The sequence below is a fragment of the Pseudomonas putida genome (genome assembly GCF_028682635.1).
GTDB classification, from domain to species: Bacteria; Pseudomonadota; Gammaproteobacteria; order Pseudomonadales; family Pseudomonadaceae; genus Aquipseudomonas; species Aquipseudomonas putida_AE.
Window position 1 is genome coordinate 339,451 of sequence record NZ_JANHLK010000002.1, and the last position, 15,889, is coordinate 355,339.

A 15,889-nucleotide genomic window follows, 5' to 3' on the forward strand; every position below is an offset into this window, starting at 1 on the left:
CTGCTTCTCTGTTAACCTTGTCGCTTTTGGCTTATCGCTTGCGGCTGCTTTTATGACCATCGACAAACTGCTGAAAAACCTCGATCACGCCATGCTTGCCGACCGCCACCGGCTGCGGCGGCAGTTGCTTGAGCTGCGCAAGAAACCCGACGAAGCCAAGCTGGCCCAATGGGTGGCGCGGATGCAGGCGTCCTGTGACCAGGTGCTGGCCCGGCGCGCCAGCCTGCCGGTGATTCGTTACGACGACAGCCTGCCGATCGCCGCCAAGCGCGACGAAATCAAGAAAGCGCTGGAAAAGCACCAGGTGCTGATCATCGCCGGCGAAACCGGTTCGGGTAAAACCACCCAGTTGCCGAAGATCTGCCTGGAAATCGGCCGCGGGCAACATGGCCTGATCGGCCACACCCAACCACGGCGAATCGCCGCACGTAGCGTGGCGGCCCGGGTGGCCGAAGAACTCGGCACGCCGTTGGGCGCGCTGGTCGGCTATCAGGTGCGCTTCGAGGATCAGAGCGATTCCAACACCCTGATAAAACTGATGACCGACGGCATCCTGCTGGCGGAAACCCAGAACGACCGCTATCTGGAACGCTACGACACCATCATCGTCGACGAAGCCCACGAACGCAGCCTCAATATCGACTTCCTGCTCGGTTACCTGAAAACCCTGCTGCCCCGTCGTCCGGACCTGAAAGTCATCATCACTTCGGCAACCATCGACCTGGAGCGTTTCTCCAAGCATTTCGACGATGCGCCCATTGTCGAAGTCTCCGGCCGTACCTTCCCGGTGGACACCTGGTATCGCCCGCTGACCCTGGAACAGGATGAGGAGGGCAACCGGGTCGAGGACGACCTGACGGTGGATCAGGCGATTCTCGCCACCCTCGACGAAATTGCCGCCTACGAGCGCAGCGAACGCCGCAGCCCTGGTGACGTGCTGGTGTTCCTGCCCGGCGAGCGCGAGATTCGCGATGCCGCCGACATGCTGCGCAAGGCCCAGCTCAAGCACACCGAGATCCTGCCGTTGTACGCGCGCCTGTCGCCGGCCGAGCAGCAGCGGATTTTCCAGTCGCACCCGGGCCGTCGCGTGGTGCTGGCGACCAACGTCGCGGAAACCTCGCTGACCGTGCCGGGCATCCGTTACGTGATCGACAGCGGCACCGCGCGCATCAGTCGCTACAGCTACCGCGCCAAGGTCCAGCGCCTGCCCATCGAAGCCATTTCCCAGGCCAGCGCCAACCAGCGTAAAGGCCGCTGCGGACGGGTCGAGCCGGGCATCTGCGTGCGCCTGTACAGCGAAGAAGATTTCCTCGGACGCCCGGAATTCACCGATCCGGAAATCCTGCGCACCAACCTCGCCGCCGTTATCTTGCAGATGCTGCACCTGCGCCTTGGCGAGGTCAGCGCATTCCCGTTCATCGAGCCGCCCGATGGCAAGGCGATCAGCGACGGCTACAACCTGCTGCAAGAACTCTCGGCGGTGGACCGCAACAGTCAGTTGACCCCGCTCGGTCGGCAACTGGCGCGACTGCCGGTGGACCCGCGCATGGGCCGCATGCTGCTCGAAGCGGCCAAGCTCGGCAGCCTGCAGGAAGTGCTGATCGTCGCCAGCGCCATGTCGATCCAGGACCCGCGCGAGCGTCCGCCGGAGCGCCAGCAAGCCGCAGACCAGGCCCACGCGCAATGGAAAGATACCGACTCGGACTTCGCCGGGCTGGTCAACCTGTGGCGTGGGTTCGAAGAGCAGCGCCAGGCGCTGACCGCCAGCCCGCTGCGTAACTGGTGTCGCAAGAATTTCCTGAATTACCTGCGCCTGCGTGAGTGGCGCGACTCCCATCGCCAGTTGAGCCTCATCTGCCGCGACATGCAGCTGAGCCTTAACAAAGAGCCGGCGGATTACCCGAAACTGCACAAGGCAGTGCTGGTGGGCTTGCTCAGCCAGATCGGCCAGAAAACCGAAGACGGCGATTACCTCGGAGCGCGGCAGCGGCGTTTCTGGATTCATCCGTCGTCGGGTATCGGCAAGAAACGCCCGCAGTGGCTGATGACTGCCGAACTGGTGGAAACCACCAAGCTGTATGCGCGGATGGTGGCCAAGATCGATGCCGACTGGATCGAGCCGCTGGCCGGGCACCTGATCAAGAAAAACCACTTCGAACCCCATTGGGAGAAGAAGCGTGGCCAGGTCGTGGCCTTCGAGCAGATCACCCTGTTCGGGCTGATCGTGGTCGGCCGCCGGCCGGTGCACTACGGCCCGATCGATCCGGTGGTGTCCCGTGAACTGTTCATCCGCGAAGCGCTGGTGCGTGGCGAAATCCAGTCGAAAGCCAAGTGCCTGACGGCCAACAAGCAGCTGCTGGAACAACTCGACGAACTGGAAGCCAAGGCCCGTCGCCGGGACATTCTCGCCGACGAAGAAACCCTATACGCCTTCTACGACGCGCGGTTGCCGGCAGAGATCCACCAGACCGCGACGTTCGACAGCTGGTATCGGATCAACAGCCAGAAAGACCCGCAGCTGCTGATCATGCGCGAAGAGGACGTGCTGGCGCGCGAAGCCAGTGAAGTCACCGCCCAGCATTACCCGGACACGCTGCACATCGGCGACCTCGAATTGGCCCTGAGCTACCACTTCGAACCGAACCACCCGCGTGACGGCGTGACCCTGCGGGTACCGGCACCGCTGTTGCCGATGCTGCCGCCGGAACGCCTGGAATGGCTGGTGCCGGGGCTGATCGAAGCCAAGTGCATTGCCCTGGTGCGCAACCTGCCCAAGGCCCTGCGCAAGAATTTCGTGCCGGTGCCGGATTTCGTCAAGGCCGCGTTGCAGCGCATGACCTTCGCTGAAGGTTCATTACCCCAGGCCCTGGGTCGGGAGTTGCTGCGCATGACCGGCGCCCGGGTCAGCGATGAAGCCTGGAGCGAGGCCGCGCAGCAGGTCGAAAGCCATCTGCGGATGAACCTGGAAATCGTCGACGCCCAGGGCAAGTTCCTCGGCGAAGGGCGCGACCTGGCCGAACTGACCGCGCGTTTCGCCGAAGCCAGCCAGGCCGCCCTGGCCGTGCCGCAAACCGCGAAAAGCCAGCAGCCGGTCGAACCGAAAGTGTTTGCCGCCGTGGCCGAGAAAACCCAGCAGAAGATCGCCGGGCTGTCGATGACGGTCTATCCGGCGCTGGTGGAAGAGGCGGGGACAGTCAAGGAAGGACGTTTCTCGACCCCGGCCGAAGCCGAGTTCCAGCATCGCCGCGCCTTGCAGCGCCTGCTGATGCAGCAACTGGCGGAGCCGGCGAAGTTCCTGCGTGGCAAGTTGCCGGGCCTGACCGAGCTGGGCCTGCTGTATCGCGACATGGGGCGTGTCGATGCGTTGGTGGAAGACATTCTGTTGGCCAGCCTCGACAGCTGCATCCTCGACGGTGAAGACCCGCTGCCACGGGATGGCGCCGGATTGGCCGCGTTGGCCGAACGCAAGCGCGGGGCCTGGACCGAACATGCCGAACGCGTGGCCAGGCTGACCCTGGAAATCCTCAAGCACTGGCACGGCCTGCAAAAACGCTTCAAGGGCAAGATCGACCTGGCGCAAGCCGTGGCCCTGAACGACATCAAGCAGCAGCTCAGCCATCTGGTGTATCCGGGGTTTGTCCGGGAAACGCCGATGCAGTGGCTCAAGGAACTGCCGCGCTACCTCAAGGCCATCGAACAGCGTTTCGAAAAAATCGGCGCCCAAGTGCAACGGGATCGGGTCTGGAGCGGCGAGTTGTCCGGCCTCTGGACGCAATACCAGACCCGCGCCAACAAACACGCCCAGGAAGGTAAGCGCGACCCGCAGCTGGAGTTGTACCGCTGGTGGCTGGAGGAATACCGGGTTTCGCTGTTTGCCCAGCAGTTGGGAACCAAGGTGCCGATCTCCGACAAGCGCCTGAGCAAGCAGTGGAGTCAAGTCGAAGCCTGACCGGACCTTGTAGGAGCTGGCTTGCCAGCGAAAGCGTCCTTGAGCCCTGCATCGCCCATGAAGACGCCATCGCCGGCAAGCCGGGCTCCTACAGGGTTTGCGTCGTTCTTTAAGCGGATTCGACATTCAGCAAAAAGGCGCCAAAATCCAAGGTTTATGGCAAACTTCGCGCCTATAAACACCGGCCCCGCGATTTTGAGCCTTCGCCGCCGCGGGCAGGCCGGAATACAGCGATGCCAGGTTTGCGTCCACGGATGGGAATAGACCCTTTGTGCATTGGTACGTTTGTACCAATGCTTTCTGCCTGAACAGATCAGAGACACGACCATGCATAACGTCGTCATCAGCGGCACCGGCCTGTACACCCCGGCCAACAGCATCTCCAACGAAGAGCTGGTGCAGTCTTTCAATGCTTATGTCGCTCAATTCAACGCTGACAACGCCCAGGCCATTGCCCGTGGTGAAGTCGAGGCGTTGACCGAGTCCAGCGCAGCCTTCATCGAAAAAGCCTCTGGCATCAAAAGCCGCTTTGTCATGGACAAGGAAGGCATTCTCGACCCGCAACGCATGGCGCCACGCTTGCCGGAGCGTTCCAACGACGAATGGTCGGTGCTCTGCCAGATGGCCATCGGCGCCGCCGAACAAGCCTTGCAACGCGCCGGCAAAACCGCCGCGGACATCGACGGCGTGATCGTCGCCTGCTCCAACCTGCAACGCGCCTATCCGGCCATTGCCATCGAAGTCCAGGAAGCGCTGGGCATCCAGGGTTTCGGTTTCGACATGAACGTGGCGTGCTCTTCGGCCACCTTCGGCATCCAGGCCGCAGCCAATAGCGTGCAGCTGGGCCAGGCCCGGGCGGTCCTGATGGTCAACCCGGAAGTCTGCACCGGTCACCTGAACTTCCGCGACCGCGACAGCCACTTCATCTTCGGCGATGCCGCGACCGCCGTGATCATCGAGCGCGCTGACCTGGCCACCTCCAGCCACCAGTTCGACATCGTCAGCACCAAGTTGCTGACCAAGTTCTCCAACAACATCCGCAACAACTTTGGCTTCCTCAACCGCGCCGCGGAAGAGGGCATCGGAGCCAAGGACAAGCTGTTCGTGCAGGAAGGCCGCAAGGTGTTCAAGGAAGTCTGCCCGATGGTCGCCGAGCTGATCGCTGCGCACCTGGAAGAGAACCAACTCAACGTCAATGACGTGAAACGCTTCTGGCTGCACCAGGCCAACCTCAGCATGAACCACCTGATCGTCAGGAAGCTGCTGGGACGTGAAGCCACCGAGCAGGAGGCGCCGGTGATTCTCGATACCTATGCCAACACCAGTTCGGCAGGTTCGGTGATTGCGTTCCACAAGCACCAGGATGATCTGGCTGCCGGCTCGCTGGCGGTGCTCAGCTCGTTTGGTGCGGGTTATTCGATTGGTAGCGTGCTGTTGCGCAAGCGCTGATTTTTTTCGCTGTCGCCGAAAAGATCGCAGCCTGCGGCAGCTCCTACATGGATCGATGTTCAATCGCGATATCGCGGTTGAAACCGATCCTGTAGGAGCTGCCGTAGGCTGCGATTTTTTTGCGCCAATAGAAACAGCCCAGCGTTGAAATATCGGAGGATGATGGGGACCGATAGATCAACGCCAGGCTGTAAAAGGGGCTCAGGCATCCATGCCGGAGTCGTGTAGCGGGGTCATCAGAACTTCGCTTCGGCATCCAGTTGCAGGGTGTTGATGTCGGAGTCTTTCAGGTTGACGCTGGCGTTGGTGTAGTCGGAAGTCGCCATGAAGTACGTCGCACCCAGGGTGAAGTTCTTGTCCAGCTCGTAGCTGACTTTCAGCTTGCTGCCGCGCGAACCGGTGAAGCCGTTGGCGAAGTCGGAGTCGGTGAAGGCACCCACCACCGCGTTCTGCTGTATGTCGCGGTAGTTGTAGTCCAGGCCGAAGCCGTAGAGCTTGGTCTTGACCCCGGCCAGCCAGCCAGTGTCCTGATTGTTGCTGGCTTCGGCGTTGTGTACGTACTGGCCGTACAGCGACAGCGGCATTGGCAGGCCGCCGATGTCGATCTGGCTGAAACCTTCCCACAGGCGGAACTCTTCGCCCGGGCTGTTACCGTTGACGGCCAGAGCGCATGGCGAGGTGGTGGCGGTGCAGGTGCTGTCTTCGTCGTTGTCGTAGTTGTAGAGGCTGCCGCCGACGGTCAATTTCAGGTTGTCGGTAATGGCGAAACGCGCACCCAGCTGGCCAGCGTACAGACGCAGGTCGTGCTTGAACTGCACGCCGTCGCCATCGACGTTGTCCTTGAGGGTGTAGTGACCGGCGCTGCCGAACAGTTCGGTATTGCCCAGCGGGTACTTGTAGGTCAGGGCCAGGCCTTCAGGGTTGATGTCGCTGTCCCAGATGATGTCGCCCATGCTCACCCACGGTTGCAGCATCTTGCCGCCGATCACGTGCAGGTTCTTGATGGCGTCGGGGTGGTAGTCGACATAGCCCAGGTCCAGCCAGATCTGCTTCTTGTCGAAGTAGTTGTTCAGGTCCTGGTTGGTGGAGCGAGCGTCGTCGCTGCTGCCGGTGGCGATACGGATGCCGGTGTCCACTTGCGGGTTGATTTCGCTGAACGCACCCAGGCGGGCACGAATGCGCTGGCGGTCCTGGTCTTTGTTGTTGGAAACGCCGTCGTTGTGGACGTTTTCCTGACGGAAACGCACGTCGCCCTTGAATTGGGTCTTGGCCGCCCACGCCAGTTTCTGGTCGAAGGTGCTCAGCTCATTGGTTTTCTTCGCGGTGGCCGCGATCTGCTCGTTGGTCTCTTGCTGGGCCTGACGAGCGATTTGCTGGTCCTTCTGATCCCTTGCCAACTCGGCTTGCAATTCGCTGTACTGGGCGTTGGTAATCGAACCGTTAGCCCGGAGCATGTCGAGCAGTTTGGCGTCGACTGCGGCGCTGGCCGGAACACTCATGGCCAGCAACAGGCCGCCACACAAGGCCGCCGCAGTTTTCGTGGAAGCAAGACGCATATCAATCTCCGAAGATGAGAGTGGATGGCTGGACCATCCTGGGCACAACCGACCATGGGGTGGACGGAAAACAGTGGCCGGATATAACCCGGCGCTCTAAAAACAGGCGCCAGTATCGCGATGGTTTATTACAGTGCAGTGGCAGAGTGATGGCATGTCTGTGACGATGTACAGTCGTTGCGAACCCTTGATCTAGAGCGCTGTCGTCGAAATGCCCGTGTGCAATGCACACCGATAGGCGATACTCGCGAGGCTTTCACGCCATGAAGAGTGAGGATGGTGATGCCGTTGCAACGCTTGCAAAGTCTGTCCGAAATCGACCCGCAAACCTGGGACGCGCTGGTACCCGAGAATCAACCATTCCTGCGTCACGGGTTTCTCGGCGCGCTGGAAGACAGCGGCAGTGTCGGGCCCCATTCCGGCTGGCAGCCCGAGCATTTGCTGCACATGGAAGGGGATCGGCTGATCGCGGCATTGCCCAGCTACCGCAAATGGCATTCCTATGGCGAGTACGTGTTCGACCACGCCTGGGCCGATGCCTGCGAACGCGCGGGCATCGATTACTACCCCAAGCTGCTGACGGCCGTGCCTTTCAGCCCGGTCAGCGGCCCGCGCTTGCTGGCGGCCCGGGTCGAAGACGGTTTCGAATTACTCAAGAGTCTGCCGGGCTATCTGGAGATCGAACAACTCTCCAGTGCCCACATCAACTTCAGCGACCCGTTCACCGACGCTGCACTGGCCGAACAACCGGGCTGGTTGCAGCGCATCGGCTGTCAGTATCACTGGCAGAACCGTGGTTATCGGGATTTTCAGGACTTTCTCGACGTCCTGAGTTCGCGCAAACGCAAGCAGATGCGCAAGGAACGCGAGCAAGTGGCGGGGCAGGGGATCGATTTCGAATGGCTCGAAGGCCGGGAATTGACCGAGTCGCAGTGGGATTTCGTCTACGCCTGCTACGCCAATACCTACGCGGTGCGTCGGCAAAGACCCTACCTGACGCGGGCGTTTTTCAGTCTGCTGGCTGAGCGCATGCCGCAATCCATTCGCGTGGTATTGGCCAGGCAAGGGGCCCGTCCCGTGGCGATGGCGTTCAGCCTGATCGGCGGCGACAGTTTTTACGGGCGTTACTGGGGCTGCCTGGCGGAGTTCGATCGGCTGCACTTCGAGACGTGCTTTTATCAGGGGATGGACTACGCGATCGCCAATGGCTTTGCGCGTTTCGACGCCGGAGCCCAGGGTGAGCACAAGTTGATTCGCGGTTTCGAGCCGGTCATCACGCACTCCTGGCATTACTTGCGCCATCCGGGTTTGAAAGCAGCCGTGAAGGACTTTTTGCAGCAGGAACGGGTCGGGGTATTGGCCTACGCGGATGAGGCGAAGACCGCCTTGCCTTACCGGCAAGGCTGATCTTCGCGGTGCTGCCGGTCAGCTGCTTTCCTTGCCGAGAAAGCGATACAGCACGCCGCCGACGACCGCACCGAGCAGCGGCGCGACCCAGAACATCCACAACTGCTGGATCGCCCAGCCACCAACGATCAGCGCCGGGCCGGTGCTGCGTGCCGGGTTGACCGAGGTGTTGGTGACCGGGATCGAGATCAGGTGGATCAGGGTCAGTGCCAGGCCAATGGCGATCGGCGCGAGCCCCGCTGGTGCGCGGTTGTCGGTGGCGCCAAGGATGATCAGGATGAACATGGCGGTCATCACCAGCTCACAGACAAATCCCGCCGCCATCGAGTAGCCGCCAGGGGAGTGTTCACCGAAGCCGTTGGACGCCAGGCCCGACGCCAGTTCGAAACCGGGCTTGCCGCTGGCAATGAAGTACAGCAGGGCGGCGGCAATCACCGCGCCAAGCACCTGGGCGATGATGTAGGCCGGCAGTTCACTGGCCGGAAACCGTCCGCCGACCACCAGCCCCAGCGACACCGCCGGGTTGAGGTGACAACCGGAAATGTGGCCGATGGCGAATGCCATGGTCAGCACCGTCAGGCCAAACGCCAGGGAAACCCCGAGCAAACCGATGCCGACGTCCGGGAAAGCAGCGGCCAGCACCGCACTGCCGCAACCACCCAACACCAGCCAGAAGGTACCTACCAACTCTGTAGCGGAACGTTTGAACAGAGACATGAGAGAGTGTCCTTTCGAGATTTTGCTGCCTTGTGCATCCAGCAGATGGACTGCAGAACCACCTCCAGAACCTTGGCTGAGTACAGCACTGTTTTTCCAAAGTTCCAGTGGGCATAAAAAAACCGCCAGCGCCCGGGGTAGCGGGCGTGGCGGTTTTTTAGCGGGTGCAGGGCCTAATCGATCCCGACAAAACCCCCAGTCTGGTGTTGCCACAACCGCGCATACAAACCGCCATGGGCCAGCAATTCTGCGTGGCTGCCGGTTTCGGCGATCCTGCCGTTTTCCAGCACCACCAGCCGGTCCATCCGGGCGATGGTCGAGAGCCGGTGGGCGATGGCGATCACGGTCTTGCCCTGCATCAGGGTTTCGAGGCTTTCCTGGATGGCCGCTTCGACCTCTGAATCCAGGGCCGACGTGGCCTCGTCCATGATCAGGATCGGCGCATCCTTGAGCAGTACGCGGGCGATGGCGATGCGTTGGCGCTGGCCGCCGGAAAGCTTCACCCCGCGTTCCCCGACATGGGCATCGAAACCGCTGCGGCCTTCGGCGTCCGAGAGGGTGGGAATGAAACCGTCGGCCCGGGCCTTGTGCACCGCCTCCCAGAGTTCGGCGTCGGTGGCGTCGGGTTTGCCGTAAAGCAGGTTGTCGCGGATCGAACGATGCAGCAGGGACGTGTCCTGGGTGATCATGCCGATGCGTTCGCGCAGGCTTTCCTGGCTGACGTCGGCGATGTTCTGGCCGTCGATGAGGATGCGCCCGCCCTCGACGTCGTAAAGACGCAGCAGCAGATTGACCAGGGTCGATTTGCCCGCGCCGGACGGACCGATCAGGCCGATCTTCTCGCCGGGTTTGATCGTCAGGTTGAGCCCGCCGATGATCCCGCTCCGCTTGCCGTAGTGGAAGTCCACGTTGTCGAAGCGTACTTCGCCACGGGCCACCGCCAGCGGTTTGGCCTGGTCACGGTCGGTGACGCTGACTGGCTGCGAGATGCTTTGCAAGCCGTCCTGGACCATGCCGATGTTTTCGAAGATGCCGGTGACCACCCACATGATCCAGCCGGACATGTTGACGATGCGGATCACCAGCCCGGTGGCCAGGGCAATGGCGCCCACGCTGATCAGCGACTGCGTCCACAGCCACAAGGCCAGGCCTGTGGTGCCGACGATCAACAGGCCGTTCATGCTGGTGATGACCACGTCCATGCTGGTGACGACACGGCCGGCCAGTTGGGCTTTTTCGGTCTGCTCCTTGATCGCTTCGCGGGCGTACTGCTGCTCGAAATTGGTGTGGGCGAACAGCTTCAGGGTGGTGATGTTGGTGTAGCCGTCGACGATCCGCCCCATGAGTTTGGAGCGCGCATCGGAGGACACCACCGAACGTTCCTTGACCCGTGGCACGAAGTAATAAAGGGCGCTGATGAAGGCGATGATCCAGGTCAGCAGCGGGATCATCAGGCGCCAGTCGGCTTCGGCGAACAGCACCAGGGAGCTGATGGCGTAGATCAGCACATGCCACAGCGCGTCCACCGCCTGCACGGCTGAATCGCGCAGGGAGTTGCCGGTCTGCATGATGCGTTGGGCGATGCGCCCGGCGAAGTCGTTCTGGAAAAAATTCAGGCTCTGCTTGAGCACGTAGCTGTGGTTCTGCCAGCGGATCAGGCTGGTCATGCTGGGGCTGAGGGTCTGGTGCACCAGCAGGTCATGCAGGCCGACGAACACCGGGCGCAACACCAGCGCCACCACCACCATCCAGGTCAGTTCAAGGCCGTGTTCCTTGAAAAAATCCGCGTTGGGCGTGCCCTGAGCCAGGTCGATGATGCGGCTCAGGTAGCTGAACAGCGCCACTTCGATCAATGCGCCGAACAGGCCGACGATCAGCAGGGCGGCGAAACTCGGCCAGACTTGCTTGAGGTAGTAGGTATAGAACGGCAGGACCCGATCTGGCGGGGCGGCTGTCGGGGCGTCGCGGAATACGTCGATCAGTTTTTCAAAGCGGCGATAAAGCATCGGTTATTCACCCGCGAACGGGCTCTCCTTCAACGGTTTGAGCGTTGCCGGCAGAAACCGGCAACGGCTCGGACATCCTTGTCCAGCTTGGTTTCAGTCGATGCGCTTGGCCGACTTGATGAACACCGGGTCTGCCGGCACATCCTTCATGCCGCTGCGTACGGTGGTTGGCGAATTGACGATGATGTCCACCACGTCCATACCCTTGACCACTTTGCCGAATACCGCGTAACCGTCACCCTGGTCGAGGAAATCGTTGTCCTTGACGTTGATGAAGAACTGGCTGGTGGCCGAGTCAGGCACCGAGGTACGGGCCATGGACAGGGTGCCACGCACGTTGACCAGGCCGTTCTTGTGCTCGTTCTTGATCGGCGCCTTGGTTTCTTTCTGCTGCATCTGTTGAGTGAACCCGCCGCCCTGGACCATGAAGCCCGGAATCACGCGGTGGAAAATCGTGTTGTTGTAGAAGCCGCTGTCCACATACTCAAGGAAGTTCTTGGTACTGATCGGGGCCTTGACCGGGTCCAGTTCGATTTCGATCTGGCCGTTGGTGGTGTCCAGCAGAACGTGCGGCGCCTTGGCAGGCGTTGCTGCCATCAGGTTGGCGGCAAACAGAACGGAGCCAGCGGCGAGGGCGATTTTTTTCAGCATGGGTCAGTGATCCTGAGGGGTAGTGTCGACTGCGGCGAGAAACTCCAGCAGCGTCTGGTTGAAGCGTTCGGGCTGGTCTAGCGGGGTGGCGTGACGCGAATCGGCGATCACTGCCAGCCGAGCATTGGGCAGCAGTCTTACGTAGTTTTCCTTCAGCGCGACCGGCGTGTAGTCACGGTCAGCGCTGACGATGAGGGTTGGACAGGTGACCTTCGACAGTCGTTCCTGAACCCCCCAGCCAACAATGGCATCGAAGCTGGCGAGATAAGCACGTTTGTCGTTTTTTGCCCAGCGATCGGCCATCTTTTGTCGCAATTGGGCCTGCTCCGGCTTGGGAAACAATTTGCCGCCCAGGGCTTCGCCGATGGTGCGCAGGCTGAGCGCACGCATCAGGCTCCAGCGCTTGAACCACTGCCAGTAATCGTCGCGGCTGCGCAGCTTGACCTCGGGTGCGCTATTGACGATGCACAGGCTCTTGAGCAATTGCGGCTGGTCCACGCCCAATTGAAAGCCGATCATGCCGCCCATGGACAACCCTACGTAGTGGGCCGGCCCCAGGTTCAGGTGCTCGATAAGCGCCACCAGGTCGGCGCTGAACCCCGCGATGCTATAACGCTCGCGGGGTTTGTCGGAGCGCCCGTGGCCGCGCACGTCCGGCACGATCACCCGGTAGCGGGCGGCCAGCGCCGGGATCTGTTCTTCCCAGTCCAGGGTGCTGGAACCCAGGCCGTGGACCAGCAGCAACGGCGTGCCGTGCCCATATTCCTCATAGTGCAGGTTGCAACCTTCGTGTTCGAAATAGGCCATGCGTTACCTCCGTGTCAGGCTTGTTCTGGGGCGGCGAACGGTGCGTCCAGGGGGGCGGTGTCGAATGTGCGCAACAGCTCGATAAGAATCTGCGTCGCCGGGCCGAGCGGTTTGTCCTTGTTCGAATACAGGTAAAAACTCGGGTTACGGCTGCCGCCCTGGTCCAACGGTAGCAGCTTGAGCGTGCCTTCCTTGAGTTCCCGTTCGATCATGTGCCTTGGCAACCAGGCAAATCCCAGGCCGCTGCCAACGAACGTGGCGGCGGTGGCCAGGCTACCGACGGTCCAGCGCTGTTCGGCACCGAGCCAGCCGACGTCCCGTGGCTGCTGGCGACCGGAGTCGCGGATGACCACTTGCAGCTGGCTTTCCAGATCCTGGAAATTCAGTTCGCGATTGAGCCGGTGCAGCGGGTGTTCCGGATGGGCGACCGCGACGAACTCGACGTCGCTCAACTCCGCGCCCAGGTAACCGGGAATGCTGAAACCGCTGATGGCCAGGTCGGCCACGCCTTCGAGCAGCACCTCTTCGACACCCGACAGCACCTCTTCGCGCAGGCGCACGCGGCAGCCACGGCTTTGCGGCATGAACGCGGTCAGCGCGCGGACCAGGCGGGCGCTCGGGTAGGCGGCATCGACCACCAGGCGCACTTCGGCTTCCCAGCCTTGCTCCATGTGATGGGCCAGGTCTTCGAGCTGGCTGGCCTGTTTCACCAATTGGCGGGAACGGCGCAACAACACGCCGCCAGCCTCGGTGAGCACCGCCTTGCGACCGTCGATGCGCAGCAATGGCACGCCGAGCTGGTCCTGCATGCGCGCGACGGTGTAGCTGACCGACGATTGCGAGCGATGCAGCGCTTCGGCGGCCTGGGCGAAGCCACCGTGGTCGACCACGGCCTGCAGCGTTCGCCATTGATCAAGGGTCACGCGGGGCGCTTTCATGATGGGCTCCTATTGTCCTAAGCTGCGCAGTTCTTATTGGAGACTGCTGAATGAAAAAAATCTGTTGTTTATTACTGGCAATGTTGCCGTTGACTGCGTTTGCTTATCCGATCGATGTACAGAAAGAGCTCAATGGACTGAAAATCGACTACACCACCTACGCCTCCGATTACGACATGGGTTCGATCACCGTGAACAACTACGGCGACACCGCTGCCGAATGTGCGGTGGTGTTTCGCAACGGTCCTGAATCGCCAAAGACCCGCAGGATCAATCTCGACGCCGGCAAAAGCGCCGATCTTTCCGCCAAGTTCAACCGCAAGATCATCAAGCTGTACATCACCATGACCTGCAAGCCGAAATGACCTTCAGCGGAGCACGCCCATCGCTGATGCTCCGCTTATAAACGAAATTCTTGATCGGTTATAGCAGTTATTTGCGCTTTTTAATCGATATGACGCTGTTTAACCTTCACTCCATCGACCTACAGCATTCTCAGATGGAGGCTACAGCCCATGTCCCGCGTTCTGATCATCGAAAGCAGTGCCCGTCAGCAAGACTCGGTTTCCCGTCAACTGACCCAGACCTTCATCGCCCAGTGGCAAGCCGCGCATCCGAAGGACCAGATCACCGTTCGTGACCTGGCCGTCAACCCGGTGCCACATCTGGATATCAACCTGTTGGGCGGCTGGATGAAACCCGCCGATCAGCGCAGCGATATCGAGCAAGTATCCCTGGAACGCTCCAACCAGCTGACCGACGAGTTGCTCGCCGCCGACGTGCTGGTGATGGCCGCGCCGATGTACAACTTCGCCATTCCGAGCACGCTCAAGGCCTGGCTCGACCATGTGCTGCGTGCCGGCGTGACCTTCAAGTACACCGAAACCGGCCCGCAAGGCCTGCTCAGCGGCAAGCGCGCTTACGTACTGACCGCTCGCGGCGGGATCTACGCCGGCAGCACCGCGGATCATCAGGAACCCTACCTGCGCCAGGTCATGGGCTTTATCGGCATCCACGACGTGACGTTCATCCACGCCGAAGGCATGAACCTGGGCGGCGACTTCCAGGAGAAAGGCCTGAACCAGGCGAACGCCAAGCTTTCCCAAGTGGCCTGAGTCGTTAATCGCCAGATAATCACCGGATGGTCTAGTGACCTGGCGCGTTACCCTTCAAGCCTGCACGCGCATCGAACCTCCCTTTGCACTTGTTGCTCCTGAGTGCTCTGGCCCGATTGAACGCTTTAGCGAGATCGGGCTTTTTTTTGCCCAGGATTTTGTGGGGTTTTTGTATCGTTTGACTGTTCGCGATCCCCGTCAAAAACCGCTATCTTCGCCGCCATTCAAAACGAGGCGAGCATGGGCTATCTACTTTTTGTCACGCTGATCCAGGCGTTTTCCTTCAGTCTGATCGGCGAATACCTGGCCGGTCATGTCGACAGTTACTTCGCGGTGCTGATACGCGTGCTGCTGGCGGGGCTGGTGTTCATCCCGCTGACCCGCTGGCGTTCGGTGGAACCGGCGTTCATGCGCGGCATGTTGCTGATCGGCGCATTGCAGTTTGGTGTGACCTACGTCTGCCTGTACCTGAGCTTCCGTGTGCTGACGGTGCCGGAAGTGCTGCTGTTCACCATCCTCACGCCCTTGCACGTGACCCTGATCGAAGACGCGTTGAACCGTCGTTTCAATCCCTGGGCCTTGATCGCGGCACTGGTGGCGGTGGGCGGCGCAGCGGTGATTCGCTATGACCGGATCAACCCGGACTTCTTCATGGGCTTCCTGCTGCTGCAACTGGCCAACTTCACCTACGCCGCCGGGCAGGTGCTGTACAAGCACCTGGTGGCGCGCCATCCGAGTGACCTGCCGCATTACCGGCGCTTCGGTTATTTCTACCTGGGTGCATTGGCGGTGGCGTTGCCGGCGTTCCTGATGTTCGGCAAATCCAACTTCCTGCCCGAAGCACCGCTGCAATGGGGCGTGCTGCTGTTCCTCGGCCTGGTCTCGACCGCGCTCGGGCTGTACTGGTGGAACAAGGGCGCGTGCCTGGTCAACGGCGGGACGCTGGCGGTGATGAACAACCTGCATGTGCCGGTGGGGCTGCTGATCAATCTGCTGATCTGGAATCAGCATGAAGAGCTGGGGCGGTTGTTGCTGGGGGGATCGGTAATCTTGATGGCGGTGTGGATCAGTCGGTTGGGCATTCGCCAATCCGCGGTCGCACACTGAAAACCCGAGGGAGAGAGCCGGCGCTAAAAAAACAAAACCCCTGAGGCCATCAGGCATCAGGGGTTTGGAAATCATGGTGCCCAGAGACGGAATCGAACCGCCGACACGGGGATTTTCAATCCCCTGCTCTACCGACTGAGCTATCTGGGCCGCGGCGGCATTAAACGTTTTTACGGCTGAGGCGTCA

12 protein-coding genes and 1 tRNA gene are annotated in these 15,889 nt (G+C 61.1%); 6 read left to right on the plus strand and 7 right to left on the minus strand.

Annotation, left to right across the window (positions count from 1 at the left end):
• Positions 1–52 precede the first annotated feature (52 nt).
• Both hrpA and NPS56_RS04040 read left to right on the plus strand, forming a co-directional pair.
• On the plus strand, positions 53–3,949 hold the full coding sequence (gene hrpA, locus NPS56_RS04035; protein ID WP_274073570.1) for an ATP-dependent RNA helicase HrpA: 3,897 nt from the start codon (positions 53–55) through the stop codon (positions 3,947–3,949).
• A 327-nt stretch (positions 3,950–4,276) separates the two neighbouring features.
• Positions 4,277–5,398, plus strand: a complete 1,122-nt coding sequence (locus tag NPS56_RS04040; protein WP_274073571.1) for a beta-ketoacyl-ACP synthase III — start codon at positions 4,277–4,279, stop codon at positions 5,396–5,398.
• A gap of 236 nt (positions 5,399–5,634) precedes the next feature.
• Here the strand turns inward: NPS56_RS04040 and NPS56_RS04045 are convergent, their stop codons facing one another.
• Positions 5,635–6,954, minus strand: coding sequence for a putative porin (locus NPS56_RS04045; protein WP_274073572.1), 1,320 nt, complete (start codon positions 6,952–6,954; stop codon positions 5,635–5,637).
• 282 nt (positions 6,955–7,236) lie between these two features.
• Between NPS56_RS04045 and NPS56_RS04050 the strand changes: the two genes are divergently transcribed.
• Positions 7,237–8,361, plus strand: coding sequence for a GNAT family N-acetyltransferase (locus NPS56_RS04050; protein ID WP_274073573.1), 1,125 nt, complete (start codon positions 7,237–7,239; stop codon positions 8,359–8,361).
• An 18-nt stretch (positions 8,362–8,379) separates the two neighbouring features.
• On the opposite strand, the gene aqpZ is transcribed toward NPS56_RS04050, so the two are convergent.
• The 5 genes from aqpZ to NPS56_RS04075 form a co-directional block, all read right to left on the minus strand.
• Positions 8,380–9,078 (minus strand): aquaporin Z, encoded by a 699-nt coding sequence (gene aqpZ / locus NPS56_RS04055; RefSeq protein WP_274073574.1) that lies wholly within the window; start codon positions 9,076–9,078, stop codon positions 8,380–8,382.
• A 173-nt stretch (positions 9,079–9,251) separates the two neighbouring features.
• Positions 9,252–11,084 carry an ABC transporter ATP-binding protein gene (locus tag NPS56_RS04060; RefSeq protein WP_274073575.1) on the minus strand — a complete coding sequence of 611 codons (1,833 nt, stop codon included), beginning with the start codon at positions 11,082–11,084 and terminating at the stop codon, positions 9,252–9,254.
• A 93-nt stretch (positions 11,085–11,177) separates the two neighbouring features.
• Entirely contained in the window at positions 11,178–11,735 is a 558-nt protein-coding gene (locus NPS56_RS04065; protein WP_008060092.1) for a peptidylprolyl isomerase A, read from the minus strand.
• Between the two features lie 3 nt (positions 11,736–11,738).
• Positions 11,739–12,542, minus strand: a complete 804-nt coding sequence (locus NPS56_RS04070; RefSeq protein WP_274073576.1) for an alpha/beta fold hydrolase — start codon at positions 12,540–12,542, stop codon at positions 11,739–11,741.
• A 14-nt stretch (positions 12,543–12,556) separates the two neighbouring features.
• Positions 12,557–13,480 carry a LysR family transcriptional regulator gene (locus tag NPS56_RS04075; RefSeq protein WP_110964427.1) on the minus strand — a complete coding sequence of 308 codons (924 nt, stop codon included), beginning with the start codon at positions 13,478–13,480 and terminating at the stop codon, positions 12,557–12,559.
• Positions 13,481–13,530: 50 nt separating this feature from the next.
• On the opposite strand from NPS56_RS04075, the gene NPS56_RS04080 reads away from it, so the two are divergent.
• The 3 genes from NPS56_RS04080 to NPS56_RS04090 all read left to right on the plus strand — a co-directional run bounded on the left by NPS56_RS04080 (position 13,531) and on the right by NPS56_RS04090 (position 15,702).
• Positions 13,531–13,845, plus strand: a complete 315-nt coding sequence (locus tag NPS56_RS04080; RefSeq protein WP_274073577.1) for a 3-phosphoglycerate kinase — start codon at positions 13,531–13,533, stop codon at positions 13,843–13,845.
• Between the two features lie 150 nt (positions 13,846–13,995).
• Positions 13,996–14,595: an FMN-dependent NADH-azoreductase gene (locus NPS56_RS04085; protein ID WP_274073578.1), complete on the plus strand. Its 600-nt coding sequence runs from the start codon at positions 13,996–13,998 to the stop codon at positions 14,593–14,595.
• Between the two features lie 240 nt (positions 14,596–14,835).
• Positions 14,836–15,702, plus strand: a complete 867-nt coding sequence (locus NPS56_RS04090; RefSeq protein ID WP_274073579.1) for a carboxylate/amino acid/amine transporter — start codon at positions 14,836–14,838, stop codon at positions 15,700–15,702.
• A gap of 74 nt (positions 15,703–15,776) precedes the next feature.
• On the opposite strand, the gene NPS56_RS04095 is transcribed toward NPS56_RS04090, so the two are convergent.
• Positions 15,777–15,852: transfer RNA gene (locus tag NPS56_RS04095), tRNA-Phe, on the minus strand.
• Between the last annotated feature and the right edge of the window lie 37 nt (positions 15,853–15,889).

What these genes read in the sequence shown, in the direction of transcription:
- hrpA (WP_274073570.1), top strand. Translation starts at nt 53, where the DNA reads ATGACCATCGACAAACTGCTGAAAAACCTCGATCACGCCATGCTTGCC.
- NPS56_RS04040 (WP_274073571.1), top strand. Translation starts at nt 4,277, where the DNA reads ATGCATAACGTCGTCATCAGCGGCACCGGCCTGTACACCCCGGCCAAC.
- NPS56_RS04045 (WP_274073572.1), bottom strand. Translation starts at nt 6,954, where the DNA reads ATGCGTCTTGCTTCCACGAAAACTGCGGCGGCCTTGTGTGGCGGCCTG.
- NPS56_RS04050 (WP_274073573.1), top strand. Translation starts at nt 7,237, where the DNA reads ATGCCGTTGCAACGCTTGCAAAGTCTGTCCGAAATCGACCCGCAAACC.
- aqpZ (WP_274073574.1), bottom strand. Translation starts at nt 9,078, where the DNA reads ATGTCTCTGTTCAAACGTTCCGCTACAGAGTTGGTAGGTACCTTCTGG.
- NPS56_RS04060 (WP_274073575.1), bottom strand. Translation starts at nt 11,084, where the DNA reads ATGCTTTATCGCCGCTTTGAAAAACTGATCGACGTATTCCGCGACGCC.
- NPS56_RS04065 (WP_008060092.1), bottom strand. Translation starts at nt 11,735, where the DNA reads ATGCTGAAAAAAATCGCCCTCGCCGCTGGCTCCGTTCTGTTTGCCGCC.
- NPS56_RS04070 (WP_274073576.1), bottom strand. Translation starts at nt 12,542, where the DNA reads ATGGCCTATTTCGAACACGAAGGTTGCAACCTGCACTATGAGGAATAT.
- NPS56_RS04075 (WP_110964427.1), bottom strand. Translation starts at nt 13,480, where the DNA reads ATGAAAGCGCCCCGCGTGACCCTTGATCAATGGCGAACGCTGCAGGCC.
- NPS56_RS04080 (WP_274073577.1), top strand. Translation starts at nt 13,531, where the DNA reads ATGAAAAAAATCTGTTGTTTATTACTGGCAATGTTGCCGTTGACTGCG.
- NPS56_RS04085 (WP_274073578.1), top strand. Translation starts at nt 13,996, where the DNA reads ATGTCCCGCGTTCTGATCATCGAAAGCAGTGCCCGTCAGCAAGACTCG.
- NPS56_RS04090 (WP_274073579.1), top strand. Translation starts at nt 14,836, where the DNA reads ATGGGCTATCTACTTTTTGTCACGCTGATCCAGGCGTTTTCCTTCAGT.